Annotated in this window: 9 protein-coding genes and 2 pseudogenes; 2 read left to right on the forward strand and 9 right to left on the reverse strand. The window is 68.2% G+C overall.

Annotation, left to right across the window (positions count from 1 at the left end; genetic code table 11):
* Positions 1–202: 202 nt before the first annotated feature.
* From MMB92_RS16835 to MMB92_RS16850, 5 genes and pseudogenes are all read right to left on the reverse strand, one after another.
* Positions 203–865: an OmpA family protein gene (locus tag MMB92_RS16835; RefSeq protein ID WP_006498034.1), complete on the reverse strand. Its 663-nt coding sequence runs from the start codon at positions 863–865 to the stop codon at positions 203–205.
* Positions 866–989: 124 nt separating this feature from the next.
* Complete coding sequence (locus tag MMB92_RS16840; protein WP_256857620.1) at positions 990–1,472, reverse strand: YadA-like family protein; 483 nt, start codon at positions 1,470–1,472, stop codon at positions 990–992.
* A pseudogene (locus MMB92_RS35270) lies at positions 1,459–1,542 on the reverse strand (hypothetical protein); the annotation flags it as partial. The pseudogene MMB92_RS35270 and the gene MMB92_RS16840, both read right to left, overlap by 14 nt.
* Before the next feature lie 101 nt (positions 1,543–1,643).
* A pseudogene (locus MMB92_RS16845) lies at positions 1,644–4,901 on the reverse strand (ESPR-type extended signal peptide-containing protein); the annotation flags it as partial.
* A 1,162-nt stretch (positions 4,902–6,063) separates the two neighbouring features.
* Positions 6,064–6,381: a hypothetical protein gene (locus MMB92_RS16850; protein ID WP_124633086.1), complete on the reverse strand. Its 318-nt coding sequence runs from the start codon at positions 6,379–6,381 to the stop codon at positions 6,064–6,066.
* Between MMB92_RS16850 and MMB92_RS16855 the strand changes: the two genes are divergently transcribed.
* Together MMB92_RS16855 and MMB92_RS16860 are read left to right on the forward strand one after the other, a co-directional pair.
* On the forward strand, positions 6,375–7,208 hold the full coding sequence (locus MMB92_RS16855) for a response regulator (RefSeq protein WP_006498031.1): 834 nt from the start codon (positions 6,375–6,377) through the stop codon (positions 7,206–7,208). The genes MMB92_RS16850 and MMB92_RS16855 overlap by 7 nt on opposite strands.
* Positions 7,201–9,543, forward strand: coding sequence for a sensor histidine kinase (locus MMB92_RS16860; protein WP_277562798.1), 2,343 nt, complete (start codon positions 7,201–7,203; stop codon positions 9,541–9,543). The genes MMB92_RS16855 and MMB92_RS16860 overlap by 8 nt, the downstream gene beginning before the upstream one ends.
* Before the next feature lie 19 nt (positions 9,544–9,562).
* Here MMB92_RS16860 and MMB92_RS16865 read toward each other — a convergent pair whose 3' ends face one another.
* From MMB92_RS16865 to MMB92_RS16880, 4 genes are read right to left on the reverse strand one after another with little or no spacing between them, the layout of a single operon-like run.
* A complete protein-coding gene (locus MMB92_RS16865; RefSeq protein WP_226244984.1) occupies positions 9,563–9,868 on the reverse strand; it encodes a hypothetical protein in 306 nt (101 codons plus the stop codon).
* A 16-nt stretch (positions 9,869–9,884) separates the two neighbouring features.
* Positions 9,885–10,973 carry a galactofuranose ABC transporter, permease protein YjfF gene (gene yjfF / locus MMB92_RS16870; RefSeq protein WP_277562799.1) on the reverse strand — a complete coding sequence of 363 codons (1,089 nt, stop codon included), beginning with the start codon at positions 10,971–10,973 and terminating at the stop codon, positions 9,885–9,887.
* A complete protein-coding gene (locus MMB92_RS16875; protein ID WP_006498028.1) occupies positions 10,970–12,013 on the reverse strand; it encodes an ABC transporter permease in 1,044 nt (347 codons plus the stop codon). Before MMB92_RS16875 ends, yjfF begins: the two co-directional genes overlap by 4 nt.
* On the reverse strand, positions 12,010–13,524 hold the full coding sequence (locus MMB92_RS16880; protein ID WP_006482243.1) for a sugar ABC transporter ATP-binding protein: 1,515 nt from the start codon (positions 13,522–13,524) through the stop codon (positions 12,010–12,012). The genes MMB92_RS16875 and MMB92_RS16880 overlap by 4 nt, the downstream gene beginning before the upstream one ends.
* Between the last annotated feature and the right edge of the window lies 1 nt (position 13,525).

The following is a 13,525-nucleotide window of genomic DNA, read 5'->3' on the forward strand; positions in this document are numbered from 1 at the left end:
GCGTCGATCCACGGCCCGGTGCGAATGGCGATCCGCGTGCCGGACGCAAGGCAGCATGCGGGGCGTCGTCGCCAGGCGACGGACTCCGCATGCACACGCCGCGACGGATCTTCCTCCCGCCGCCGTCTGCGTCGTGCATCATCGCCGCAAGCGAGCCGTCGTGCTTCGACGGCCACGCTTGCGGCAATTCTGTCGCAGCGCCCTACTTCTGCAGCGAGATTTCCACGCGACGATTGCGCGCCCGTCCTTCGACCGTATCGTTCGATGCCGCCGGATTCGCTTCGCCGTGACCGTTCGCGGCAAACGAATCCGCTTTCAGCCCGTGCTCACGCAAATATCCGGCGACCGCATCCGCCCGGCGCTTCGACAGCGCCTGATTGTGCGCATCCGAACCGGTCGCGTCGGTATAGCCGTCCACTTCCACGCGCGCGAAATGGCGATCGCCTTGCTGGTTCAGCAGCTTGTCGAGCGCGGCGGTGGCCGCGGGCGTCAGCGCGGCCGAGTCGGTCGCGAAGTACGCATCGCCGGTCAGGCTCACCTTCTCGACCGGCGCGGGCGCCGGCGCGACGGCCGCGGCGGCCGGCGCGGGCGCCGCACCGCACTGGAACACGATCGAATGCGGATCGGCGCCGTCGCGGTACGGCGTGGTGGTGTCGACCAGGCGCACGGGTTCGTTGCCGCACATGCGCGTCGCGACCTTCATGCAGGTCTTCGCGGTCGACAGGATGCCGTGGCAGTCGACCTGGAACGTCCGGATGCCGTTTCGCGACTGCAGTTCGTATGCGTTGTACGTCGGCCCCGACGCACTCGAGCAGGCCGTGAGGGAAACGACGGACGCCAGCAGGACAAGATGGTGTTTTTTCACTTGATGACTCCGAGAATGCGATGAGCACGGCGCGTGCGGCGCGAGGTCGCGACGCATCCGCGCACGTTTGCGTTCGGCGCGGTCCGCTCCGGCAGCGCGTGCCGGAACGAACCGCTGCGCGCGATCACTTCCACTGATACAGCATGCCCGCGCCGACGACGCGCTGGCTGCCGGCGAAACCGCCGTTCAGCGTCGCCTTCAGGTTCTCCGTGACGCGCGCCTGCACGCCGACCGCCATGGCCTTCTGGCCCTGGAACGTCGCCGTGCCGACCCCCATCGCGAAGTTCGAATCACGGTCCATGTGCGGGATCGACGCCATCGCGGCGGTCGCGGCGATCCCCTCGCGGGCCATCGAATCGGTCTGCTGGATCTGCTGCTGCATCTGCGTGAGCTGGTTGTTGACCGTGTTCAGCGACTGCGTGAACTGGTTCGATACCGCATTCAGCTGATTCACGTTCACGGCGTCCGTGCCCTGCGTGCCCGCCGCGACGTTCACGACCTGCCGCGCCGAATCGGCCGAGCCGACCGCAACGACGTTCGAGCGGCCGCCGTCGTTGCTGCCCGTGCCGAGCGCCGTCGAGTTGTTGCCCGATGCCGTCGAGCCCACGCCGATCGCCGTAGAACCGTTGCCCGATGCGAGCGAACTGTTGCCGACCGCCGTGCTGTTCGAGCCCGATGCCACCGCGCCCGAACCGCCCGCCGACGAGTTCGCCCCGGTCGAGCCCGGCGGCACGTTCGCGCCGTTCGGGTTCGTCGTGTACTGCCCGCCGAGGTTGGTCGTGCGCTGGTCGATCAGCGTCGTCAACTGGTTCGCGATCGAATCGAGCTGCGACACGTTCACCGCATCCGTGCCGTTCTTGCCGGCCGCGAGCCCCGTGATCTGCCGGTTGCCGACGTTCACTTCGCCGGCCGACGACTGCGGGCTGCTCAGCCCGTACGCGACGTAGTTCGTCAGCGCGCCGACCGTGGTCAGCGAACCGGCGCCCAGCGCCACACTGTTCGCGAACGTCGCCGACGCACCGGCGCCGAGCGCGAGCGCATCGGTCGCCGTGCTGCGCGCACCCGAGCCGAGCGCGACGCTGCCCACGCTGACCGCCACCGCGTTCGCGCCCTGTGCAACGGACTGCGCGCCGGTCGCCGTCGCGCCGCTGCCCAGCGCGATCGCGTCGGCCTGCGCGGAACTCGCCGCCTGCCCGATCGCCACGCCGCCCGGCGCGGTCTGGTCGACGATCGCGCCGTTGCCGATGCCCACGCCGTGGTCGCCGTTGACGACCGTCGTCGGCCCCACCGCGACCGATTCCGCGCCGGCCGCGAGCGAATCCGCCGCGGTCGAATTCGCGTGGAAGTACTTCTGGCCCGTGACCGCGAACGACTGCAGCGCGCCGGTCAGCTGCCGCACCGTCACCGCGTCCTGCTGGCCGGTGCCGTCCGCGACGTTGGTGATCTGGCGGTACGTCTTGTTCGTCGCATCGCCGACCGACACCGCGCCAAGCAGCGTCTGGTCGGTCGTGTCGAACGGGATCGACGCGCTGCCGTTGCGCAGGATGCCCGACGACGGTACTACCGCGCGGTCGGCCACCGAGCCCGAGCCAAGCGCGATGCTGCCGTCGACCTTGGAAATCGCGTTCGGGCCGATCGCGACGCTGTCGACGCCCACCGCCTGGCTGTCCGGCGCGGTCGAATTCGCGTGGAAGTACTTGATGCCGTGCGCGTTGATGTTGTCGATCGCCGAGCCGACGTTGTTGTTGATCGTGGTCGACCCGTCGCTGTTGTACGTCACGTACGACGGCGCCGAGATCGTGCCGGTGGTCGGATCGTAGGTGGCCCCGCCGCCGATCGCGCCGGCCGTGCTGTTGCCGAGGTTCGTGTTGTTGTTCGCGATCGAGCTCAGGCCCGTCGACAACGAACTGATCCCGGTCGACGTGGCGGTCGACAGCGAGGTCAGGTTGCTGTTCGTCGAGCTCAGGCCGGTCGACAGCGAGCCGACGACCGTCGAGGTCGACGTGGACAGCGACGTGATCGAGCTGTTGGTCGAGCTCAAGCCGGTGGACAACGAGCCGACGACGGTCGACGTCGACGTGGACAGCGACGTGATCGAACTATTGGCCGACGACAGGCCCGTCGACGTGGAAGTCGACAGCGACGTGACCGCGCTGTCGGTCGAACTCAAGCCCGTCGACAACGAGCTGATGCCGGTCGACGTCGACGTGGACAGCGACGTCACCGCGCTGTTGGTCGAACTCAGGCCCGTCGACAACGACGAAACCCCGGTCGACAACGACGTGATGCTCGACGCCGTCGACGTCGACAGCGAATCGAGCGCCGTGTTCGTCGCGGCAAGCTGCGAACCGTTGATCGCATCCGTGCTCGCCGAATTGACGCGCCCGGCCGCGACGTTGGTGATCTGGCGCTCGGTGCCCGCCGCGCCGACGCTGACGACGCTCGTCGGATTCGTACCGTTGTAGTTGTACGTGACGCCGCCGAGCGTACCGGTCGCCGTCGGATGCGGCACGTCCGTCACTGAACCGGAGCCGAGCGCGACATCGTTTGCATTGTTCGCGACGGCCGACGCGCCGAACGCGATCGCGCCCGCGGCTGCGGCGGTCGACGTGTTGCCGAGTGCGAGCGAACCCGTGCCCTGCGCATTGTTCGTATTGCCGATCGCCACCGCGCCGTTGCCGTTCGCGGTGTTGTTCGAGCCCATCGTGACCGCACCGGTGCCGATCGCGCTGCTCGGATCGCCGATCGCGACGGCGCCGTCACCGCTCACGGTCTGGCCCTGGCCGAGCGCCACGGCGCCGGTCCCGCCCAGCACCTTCGAGTTGTTGCCGCCGGCGATCGAACCGGCGCCCGCGCCGGCCGCGACCGAGTTGGTCGCACCGATCGCGACGGTCCAGTCCGCCGCCGCCACGCTGTTGATGCCGATCGAGGTTGCCCCGACGGCGGATGCAGTCGCGCCGGGGCCTAGTGCGGTTGCCGACGTGCCGGTCGCGAGCGCGAGATTGCCGAGCGCGACGCCGAACAGCGCCGTCGCGGTCGATTGCACGCCCATCGCGATCGAGCTGACGCCCGACGCGTTCGCGTTCAGGCCGAATGCCAGCGCATTGTCCGCGCCGGCCGTCGTGTTCGAGCCCATCGCGATCGAGCTCGTACCGAGCGACTGCGTGCCCGACCCGGGTACGCCCGCGGTGCCGCCCCAGCCGATCGCAATCGACGACGTGCCCTTCGCCCCGCTGTTGACGCCCATCGCGACGCCGGAATTACCGCTCGTCAGCGCACCGCTGCCAACGGCCACGCCGGCCGCGCCCGAACTCGTCGCCTGGTTGCCGACGGCGACCGCACCGGTGTCGGTTGCATGCGTTGCATAGCCGAGCGCCACGCTCTGCGCGCCGGCCGCGCTCGCGCCGAGACCGAGCGCGGCCGCATACTGGCCGGAAGCCAGCGCGTTGTTGCCGAGCCCGACCGCGGAAACGCCGGTCGCCGCCGCGCCGCTGCCCATCGCCACCGCACCGCTTTGGGTCGCGCTCGACAGGTTGCCGATCGCGACCGAGTAGTTCCCCGATCCGATCGCCTGAACGCCGAGCGATGCACTGTTGACGCCGGTCGCTTGCGCATTGATGCCGATGGCCGTCGATCCGTCACCCATCGCGTGCGCACCCGGGCCCAGTGCCGTGGCTGATGTGCCTGCCGCCGTGGACAGGTTACCGAACGCGGTGGAATTCACCTGCGTGGCCACCGAACCGTTACCGACCGCGATCGAACTGGCGCCGCCGGTCGCGGAGCCGCCGCCCGCCGAATACTGCGCGTGCGCGCCGGCCTGAAACAGCCCGAGATACGCGGCCGCCAGCGTCATCACGATACGCCGGGGGGACAACCCTGCATGCGCGCCCGGGCGCACGGCGGCGCCCGCCTGCGCGACGTGCTCGGCCGCCCTTCTCGACGACGCCACCCGCTTCCCGCGCGCCCGGTCAAGTTCCGAAGCCGCAACCCAGGCTCCCAGTGCTTCGTTCCAGATCGACTTGAACGACTTGTTCATCTCGTGTTCCCTCGGTTCTCATGTGCTGGATGACGCAACAGCGAACGCGACATCAGGCGCGGCGCGGACCCTCTCCGCTTTCGCCTGCCCCGCGACGCTCCGCTTGCTACTTCGCATTACTAATAAAAACTACGAACAGCGTTGCTCGACACGCTCGACACCATCGCAACGGCACGGCCGATCGACGCGCGTGCCCGTTCGGCACGACACGCGATCACGATCGCCGGCTAGCGGCTCATGGAAATCGACTTCGCCGGCCCGGCGGCGACACGGTGCATGCCGCGCTGCGAGACCGCACGCGCGTCCACCGTCGCACCCGCCGACGGGCGACTTCGAATCTCATCGGAAAAGCGTCGCTCGGACGCTGGACGAACGGAGGCCGGCCCGCATCGCGGGCGGCCCGTCATGTGTCATTCAGGCGGCGAAAGGCGCCATGCTGTCCCCGGGTCTGAAGCATGCGCCGCCGGATCGCTGACGCTGACAGCCGGCACCGGATCGATCGACCCGAGGCCCTGACCTGCCATGCTTGTCGTATTCATATTTTTCGTATCCGCCTGATTCGATAGAGCGCCGCGCACGGCCTTCGGATCGATCAAACCGCCCGGCGGCCCACGCGAAACCACTCACCCCTTTCCGTCCGGCGGGCGACCCGTTTTTCCGGATTTCCGGAAAAAACCGGCTACTCGACGAACGACCCCGGCATCGAATTAATCGATCGAATTTGCTTGACGATTTCTTCTCGCTCGATGCCTTTCACCCACACCCACGCCGTCATTTCTCGATTCGCCTTGTATATCTAGCATTTCACGAATCATGACGTTTTCATTACCCTCGTGCCTGTTATTCTTTTGTCACCGTCCTCTCATCATCTGAGAATGCCATCATTCAATGTGACATTGAATATCGGCTGCCATGGAGGCGACGGAAACAGCAATTTTCGTGGCAACCGGAGTCGGGGAAAGAACCGATTCCAGCCGCTTCGGGGCTAGTGTGCCGGCATTCGCTCAAACAAACCTTTTCCGCAGCGGACAAATCCTTTTCCCGAGCGGACAGCATTTACATTCATACACATTCGCAGGAAATTCGATTTTCCGGAAAGCGGAATATCCCCGCGACATCAACGAAAACTTAATCACCACGACAATGAATTAGCAGATTCAATTCAGACCGCACCATCGAATTTCGACAGCACGCTCACAAATTCATCATTCGGGCCATTTCGATTCCACCAGTCCATATGACCGGAAATAAAGACCGGAATTATCAAAATCGATTCGGCACATTTTTCCGAATCATTTCGTCGGCAGCGAACCACCTCGCCGGGCCGTTCCCGCGCCCGCCCGACAAGTCCACACGCGCCGCACGGAATCCTCACAGGCGATACTGTTGTCGGCATATAATTTTTTGCAACAATCGTGCAGATAGCGATGCCTCCGACCTGACAGGCCATTCCCTTCCAACGCGTTCGCAACCATGCCATCCCGCTTGTCCAGTTCGGCGTCGCCACGCACCACGCCGGATCTCGCTGGCGCACATATCCTCATCGTCGACGATCGCCCGAACGACCTGCGGCTCCTGACCGAAATCCTGCGCGCCGCGCAGTGCCGGATCAGCGTCGCGTTCGACGGGCTGCAGGCCTATCACCGCGCGCAGGCCATCGCGCCCGACCTGATCCTGATGGACGTGCGCATGCCGCGCATGGACGGTTTCGCCGCGAGCCGGCTGCTGGCGTCGACCCCGTCGACGCAATCCATTCCGGTGATCATCCTGACGGCCGCCGGCGATCTCGAGGATCGCATCGCGGGGCTCGAAACGGGGGCGCTCGACTACATCGTCAAGCCGTTCGAGCCGGCGGAAGTCATCGCGCGCATCCGCAATCACCTGAAGCGCGGGCGGCGCAGCCAGCCGTTCGCGCATCTGCCCGAATTGCCCGACAACCCCGACGCGGCGCTCGTGCGCGCCGCGAGCGACGTGCTGCTGCGCGACCTGCGCCATCCGCCGGCGCTCGAGGAACTCGCCCGGCAGGTCGGCACACACGAAAAGCGGCTGTCGCGCGTGTTCCGCGATCATCTCGGCCAGACCGTGTTCGAGTACCTGCGCGACACGCGGCTGCGCGCCGCGATGCACTTCCTGTCGGAAACGTCGATGGGGATCGGCGACATCGCCGAGGAAATCGGCTTCTCCACGCCCGGCAATTTCGCGACGGCGTTCCGCGAACGCTTCGGCATCACGCCGTCCGACTGGCGGCGCCAGCGCCACGCGGTCGGCGCGCCGGCCGCACCCGGGGGGCACCACGGCGATGCGTAGGCAATACGCGGCATGGGCAGCGGGATGTCGCGGATTGCTCCTGCTGCTGGCGGCGCTGGCCGTCACGTGCGCGACGGCTCGTGCCGCAACGGCGCCGAATCCCGCGCAACTCGAAGCCGTCGCGGTGTTCGAAGACGCCGGCACGACGCTGTCCGTCGCCGACGTGGCCGCCCGGCTCGACGATGCGCACCGCGACGCGGCCACGGCATCCCGCCCGTCGTTCAACGTGACGTTCTCGCGCTCGGCGTGGTGGGTCCGCGCGACGCTGATCAATCGCGACAGCGAAACGCGCCCGCTGGTGCTGGCGATTCGCGATGCGCGCGTCGACCGGGCCGACTTCTATGTCGAGCGGCACGGTCGCTGGCTGCCCGACCACAGCTTCCCGGCCGATCGCGGCGACGCGCGCGAGGCGCCGTCGCGCTACCCGACCCTCGACGTCACGCTGCGCGCGGGCGAACAGCTCCCCGTGCTGATCCGCATCACGTCGCGCAAGGAAATGCGGCTCGCGCCGAACGCGTTCACCCGCGACGCGTGGATCGCGCAGGAGTTGCACGCGTCGATGTGGAACTTCGGCTTCTTCGGCGGGCTGCTTGCACTCGTCTGGTGCGCGCTGCTGATCGGCTTTTTCTCGCGCAGCGGCGTGTTCCACGTGCTGGCCGTGCTGACCCTGAACACCGCGCTGTTCGAAGCCGCGTACCGTGGCTATCTCGCGATGGCCCTGTCCCCCGCCGCGCGAGAATGGTCGACGCGCGGCGAAACGATCTTCGCGTACCTGTCGGTCGCGTGCTTCATCGTCTTCATCCTGATGGTCGCGCATCGCGAGAAGGCGAAGATTCCGATGCGCGCGGTGTACGTGGTGTTTCTCGCGCTCGAATGCGCGGGAATCGCCGGCGCGGCGTTCGGCGATCTGGCGACCTTCGCACGGTTCTGCCTGTGGCTGAACACCGCGCTCGCGATCGTCAACATCAGCCTGGCGCTGATGCTCGTGATCCGGCGCACGCCGACGGGCCGCGTGATGCTGATCGCGGTCGCGTTCGCGACGTTCAACATGCTGATCCGCATGCTCGATGGCCGCGACGCGTTGCCGTCCGTGCTGTCATGGATTCGGTCCGACGTCTTTCCGAACCCCGTCATCGCGATCATCGGGCTCGCGACGCACCTGCTCGTGCTGGCCGCGTGGATTCACCACGTGGGCAAACAACGCACCGAGGCGCGCAAGCGGCTCGAACACTGGCAGCTCACCGAACAGGACCGGCTGCGCGACGAAGTCGCGCGGCGCACGGTGGCGCTCAACGATGCGTTGCAACAGTCGAAGACGCACCTGCAGCAGAAGATCGAGACGCTGGGCTACGTCAGCCACGACCTGCGCGCGCCGCTGTCGACGATCAACGGCTATGCGAAGCTGCTGCTGCAAGGCGCGACGCGCGGCCAGGCGCGGCTGATCCGGTCGATCGACCGCAGCATCCGCTACCAGCTCGCGCTGATCGACGAATTGCTCGCGTTCACGAAGGCCGAACTGCAGCCGCTCGGCGTCGCGCCCGACCGCACCGACCTGCCCGGGCTGCTGGACGACATCGGCCACTACGCGCTCGCGCTGTGCGCGCAGCAGGACAACCGGTTCGTCTACCAACCGGTCACGGCGCTGCCGCGCACGGTGCTGATCGACGGCATCCGGCTGCAACAGGTGCTGTTGAACCTGCTGTCCAACGCATCGAAATTCACGCGCAGCGGCACGGTCACGCTGTCGGTTCACGCGTCGCGCGAAGGCGACGCGTGGCGCCTGCTGTTCGAGGTCGCCGATACGGGCATCGGCATCGACATCACCGCGACCACCGACATCTTCCGCGCGTACCAGCAGGTGCAGGCCGTGAACGGCGGCACCGGGCTCGGCCTGTTCATCGCGCAGCGGATCGTCGCCGCGATGGGCGGCGAGCTGGCCGTCGCGAGCCAGCCGGGCGTCGGCACGTCGTTCTCGTTCGCGGTCGTCGCGCCGGCCCTCGGCCATGCGCTCGCACCGGCGTCGGGGCTCGTCAGGCGGTTTCATCCGGCCGACGAAGCGCAGCCGGCCCGCGCCGCGCCCGCGATGCGCAGCCCGCCCGCCGATGCACTCGCGGAACTGATCGCGCTCGCCGGCGAAGGCCGGCTGACCGATATCGAGGAATGGCTCGGCCAGTATGTGGACGAGCCGGATCACGCGCCGTTCGTACACGAAATGCGCGCGCACCTCGACGCACTGGACTTGCACGCGATCGAAAAACTGGCCGGCTCGCTGAAACGCACGCGCGTCGCGGATACGTCCTTCGACACCGAGACGGACGCGACCGGGCCGGCCTGACGGCGCGAACCCGTACGCGTCATTTCACCGCGGTACGCTCGCGCTGCCGATCGGCCCGCTCGACCACGCGGGTCAGCCGAATGATGTCGGTCAGGCCGAATTCGCCGGCATCCGGGCGCGGGCGACCATGCTCGTCGGCCACGCGCATCGCGAACGCCAGCGCTTCGGAACGTTCGCGCAGCAGCACCCGCAGCGCATCGGCCACGATCCGGCAGTCGCGCGCGTCGCCCAGGTCGAGCAGCGGCCGGCGGCCGTGCTCGATAGCCAGCGTATCGGCCACGCCCGCCGTCATGTCATCACGCTTCATGCCGTTCTCCTCGCGCAAAGGGGGCGCGGTCGCACTACGACCGCCGCATCGTCGAGACCAGCGCGACGTCCTCTTCCGGCGGCGCCGGCCGCGCGGGGGCAGTATCGCGCGTCGGCCTCTGCGCGCCGAGCCCGGTGCCGCCGGTGCGCCGCCGCGTCGCGTGCCGCTCGATGACCCGCTGCAGCACGCAGAACACGCACAGCAGCGCGCCGATCACGATCCGCGTCCACCATGAACTCAGCGTACCGTCGAACGTGATCAGCACCTGGATCGTGCCGAGGATGCCGACCCCGAACACCGAACCGATCACGTAGCCCACGCCGCCCGTCAGCAGCGTGCCGCCGATCACGGTCGCGGCGATCGCGTCGAGCTCCATTCCCTGCGCCTGCAACCCGTAACCCGACAGCACGTACAGCGTGAACACCACGCCGCCGAGCGCCGAACAGAAGCCGCTCAGCGCGTAGACGCCGATCTTCGTGCGCGCGACCGGCAAGCCCATCAGCAGCGCCGAGCGTTCGTTGCCGCCGACCGCATACACGTTGCGGCCAAAGCGCGTGAAATGCGCGACGTAGATCGCGACGGCCAGCATCGCGAGCGCGATCAGCGCGCCGGCGCTCAGCGTGCCGCCGCCGACCGGCACGCTGATGCCGGCGATCGCATGAAACGCCGGCTGGTTGATCGTGATCGACTGCGTCGTGATCAGGAAGCACGCGCCGCGCGCGAGAAACATGCCGGCGAGCGTGACGATGAACGGCTGCAACCGGAAATAGTGGATCAGCGCGCCCATCGCGGCGCCGTACAGCGCGCCGAATGCGAGCACGAGCGGCACGATCACCCATACCGGCCAGTGCAGCCGTTCGGCGCCCACCGCGCAGAAGATCGTTGTCAGCGCAACGACCGAGCCGACCGACAGGTCGATGCCGCCGGATACGATCACGAACGTCATCCCGATCACGACGATCAGCAGGAACGCGTTGTCGACGAGCAGCCCGGTCAGCACCTGCATCGAGAAAAAGCCCGTGTACATCACGGACCCGAAACCGAACAGCGCGACGAACAGCACGATCGTCACGACGATCGGCAGCGTGCGCGGATCGGCGAGGCGGCCAAGGAAACGGGTCATCGCGGCGTCGCTCCGGTGGTGGTGGCGCGCGATCGCGCGGAAGGCAGCAGTCGCGACGCGTGCCGGACCAGCAGCGCGCGCGCCGCGTCCGACTGGATCAGCGTCACGACGATCACGACGACCGCCTTGACGACGAGCGTCGCCTCCGGCGGCACGCCGATCGAGTAGGTCGTGTAGGTGAGCGTCTGGATGATCAGCGCGCCGAGCACCGAGCCCGCGAGACTGAAGCGGCCGCCGAGCAGCGACGTGCCGCCGAGCGTCACCGCGAGGATCGCGTCGAGTTCGAGCAGCAGCCCCGCGTTGTTGCCGTCGGCGCTGCGCACGTTCGAACTGGCGAGGATGCCCGCGAGCGCCGACATCACGCCCGAACACAGATACACGCCGAACACGACCGCGCCCGAACGCAGCCCGACGAGCCGCGTCGCGACCGGGTTCACGCCGATCGCGCGAATGAACAGCCCGAGCGCCGTGCGGTTCACCAGCAGCGCGGTCGCCCCGATCGTCGCGAGCGCGATCCACACCGCGCACGGCACGGTCGCGAGATAGCCGCCGCCGAGCGCGAGATAGCCGGGCGCGCCGATCGGGATGATCTGGCCGCCCGTCAGCAATTGCGCGACGCCGCGCCCCGCGACCATCAGGATCAGCGTCGCGATGATCGGCTGCATCCCGACGAAGGCGACCAGCAGCCCGTTCCACGCGCCGGCCAGCAGCCCGACGCCGAGCGCGGCGGCCAGCGCCATGCCGACCCGCGACGGATCCGCCTCGAGCACGATCGCGGCCGCCGCGCCGGCGATCGCGACGATCGCGCCCACCGAGATGTCGATCCCGCGCGTCGCGATCACGAGCGTCATCCCGAGCGACACGATCACGAGCGGCGCCGCGCGATTGAGGATGTCGATCGGCGCGCCGAACAGGTGGCCGTCGAGCAATGCGATCGACAGGAAGCCCGGGCGATGCGCGACGTCCAGCGCGAACAGCAGTGCGAGCGTCAGCACCGGCCACGCGAGCGGGTGACGAAACAGCGTGCGTAACCGCCTCATGACTGGCCTCCCGCGATCAACCGGTAAACCTGCTCCTCGGACGCATCGGCGCCCGTCAATTCGGCGACCTTGCGGCGGTCGCGCAGCACCGCGATCCGGTGGCTCACGCGTACGACCTCGCCGATCTCCGACGAGATGAACAGGATCGCGAGCCCCTGCGCGCACAGCGCGAGCACACGCTCCATGATGTCGAATTTCGCGGCGACGTCGATGCCGCGCGTCGGCTCGTCGAGAATCAGCAGCTTCGGGTCCGTCGCGAGCCAGCGCGCGAGCAGCACCTTCTGCTGGTTGCCGCCCGACAGCAGCCCGATCGGCTGCTCCGCGTCGCGCGCCTTGATGCCGAGCCGGGCGATGTACGTGTCGGCGATCTCGCGCTGGCGCGCCCGCCCGATCAGCCGCCACCAGCCGCGCCGCGCCTGCAGCGCGAGGACGATGTTCTCGCGGATCGACAGCGCGGCGACGATGCCCTCCTTCTTGCGGTCCTCCGGGCAGTACGCGATGCCGTGGCGCACCGCATCGTGCGGCGATGCGAGCCGCGTGCGCGCGCCGCCGATCTCGATCGCACCGGTATCGGGGCGCGCGGCGGCGAACGCCAGTTGCGCGGTTTCGGTGCGGCCCGAGCCGAGCAGCCCGGCCAGCCCGACGATCTCGCCGGGGCGCACGTCCAGATCGAGCGCGCTCATCATCCCGCGCCGGCCGACCTGCTGCATCGACAGGAACGGCGCGGGGGTCGCGGTGTCACGCTCGACCGCCGCGGCGCCCGCCTGCAGCGTCTCGGACATGCGCTCGCGGCCGGTCATCTTCGCGACCAGCAGGTCGACCGGCAGGTCGCGCGCGAGATACTCGCCTTCGCGCTCGCCGTTGCGCATCACGGTGATCCGGTCGGACACCGCATAGGTCTGCTCGAGAAAGTGCGTGACGAACAGGATCGCGATGCCCGACGCCTTCAGCCGGCGCAGCACGTCGAACAGCCGCGCGACCTCGCCGTCGTCGAGGCTCGAGGTCGGCTCGTCGAGGATCAGCACGCGTGCGTCGACCGACACCGCGCGCGCGATCGCGACCATCTGCTGCACCGCGATCGGATATGAATCGAGCGAACGCGTGACGTCGAGCGCCAGGTCGAGTTCGGCGAGCGCGTCGCGCGAGCGCGCATGGATCGTCTTCCAGTCGATCGCGCCGCGCCGCATCGGCTGCCGGCCCGCGAAGATGTTCTCGGCAACCGACAGGTTCGCGCACAGGTTCACTTCCTGATAGAGCGTCTGGATGCCGGCCGCCTCGGCCTCGCGCGGCGCGGCGAAGTTCACCGGCGCGCCGCCGACGCGAATCTCGCCCGCATCGTGCGCATGCACGCCGGTGAGCACGTTGATCAGCGTCGACTTGCCCGCGCCGTTCTGGCCCATCAGCGCGTGGATCTCACCCGGAAACAGCCGGAAGTCGACGCGCTGCAGCGCGCTGACGCCCGGAAATGACTTGTCGATGCCGATCATCTCGACCACCGGCGAACTCTGCATG

Origin of the sequence: Burkholderia sp. IO2 (assembly GCF_029522185.1) — a bacterium.
Classification (GTDB): Bacteria; Pseudomonadota; Gammaproteobacteria; order Burkholderiales; family Burkholderiaceae; genus Burkholderia; species Burkholderia cenocepacia.

Excerpts from the sequence above, each read along its gene's own strand:
- MMB92_RS16850 (WP_124633086.1), bottom strand. The coding sequence starts at position 6,381 with ATGGCATGGTTGCGAACGCGTTGGAAGGGAATGGCCTGTCAGGTCGGA.
- MMB92_RS16860 (WP_277562798.1), top strand. The coding sequence starts at position 7,201 with ATGCGTAGGCAATACGCGGCATGGGCAGCGGGATGTCGCGGATTGCTC.
- MMB92_RS16855 (WP_006498031.1), top strand. The coding sequence starts at position 6,375 with ATGCCATCCCGCTTGTCCAGTTCGGCGTCGCCACGCACCACGCCGGAT.
- MMB92_RS16875 (WP_006498028.1), bottom strand. The coding sequence starts at position 12,013 with ATGAGGCGGTTACGCACGCTGTTTCGTCACCCGCTCGCGTGGCCGGTG.
- yjfF (WP_277562799.1), bottom strand. The coding sequence starts at position 10,973 with ATGACCCGTTTCCTTGGCCGCCTCGCCGATCCGCGCACGCTGCCGATC.
- MMB92_RS16880 (WP_006482243.1), bottom strand. The coding sequence starts at position 13,524 with ATGCAGAGTTCGCCGGTGGTCGAGATGATCGGCATCGACAAGTCATTT.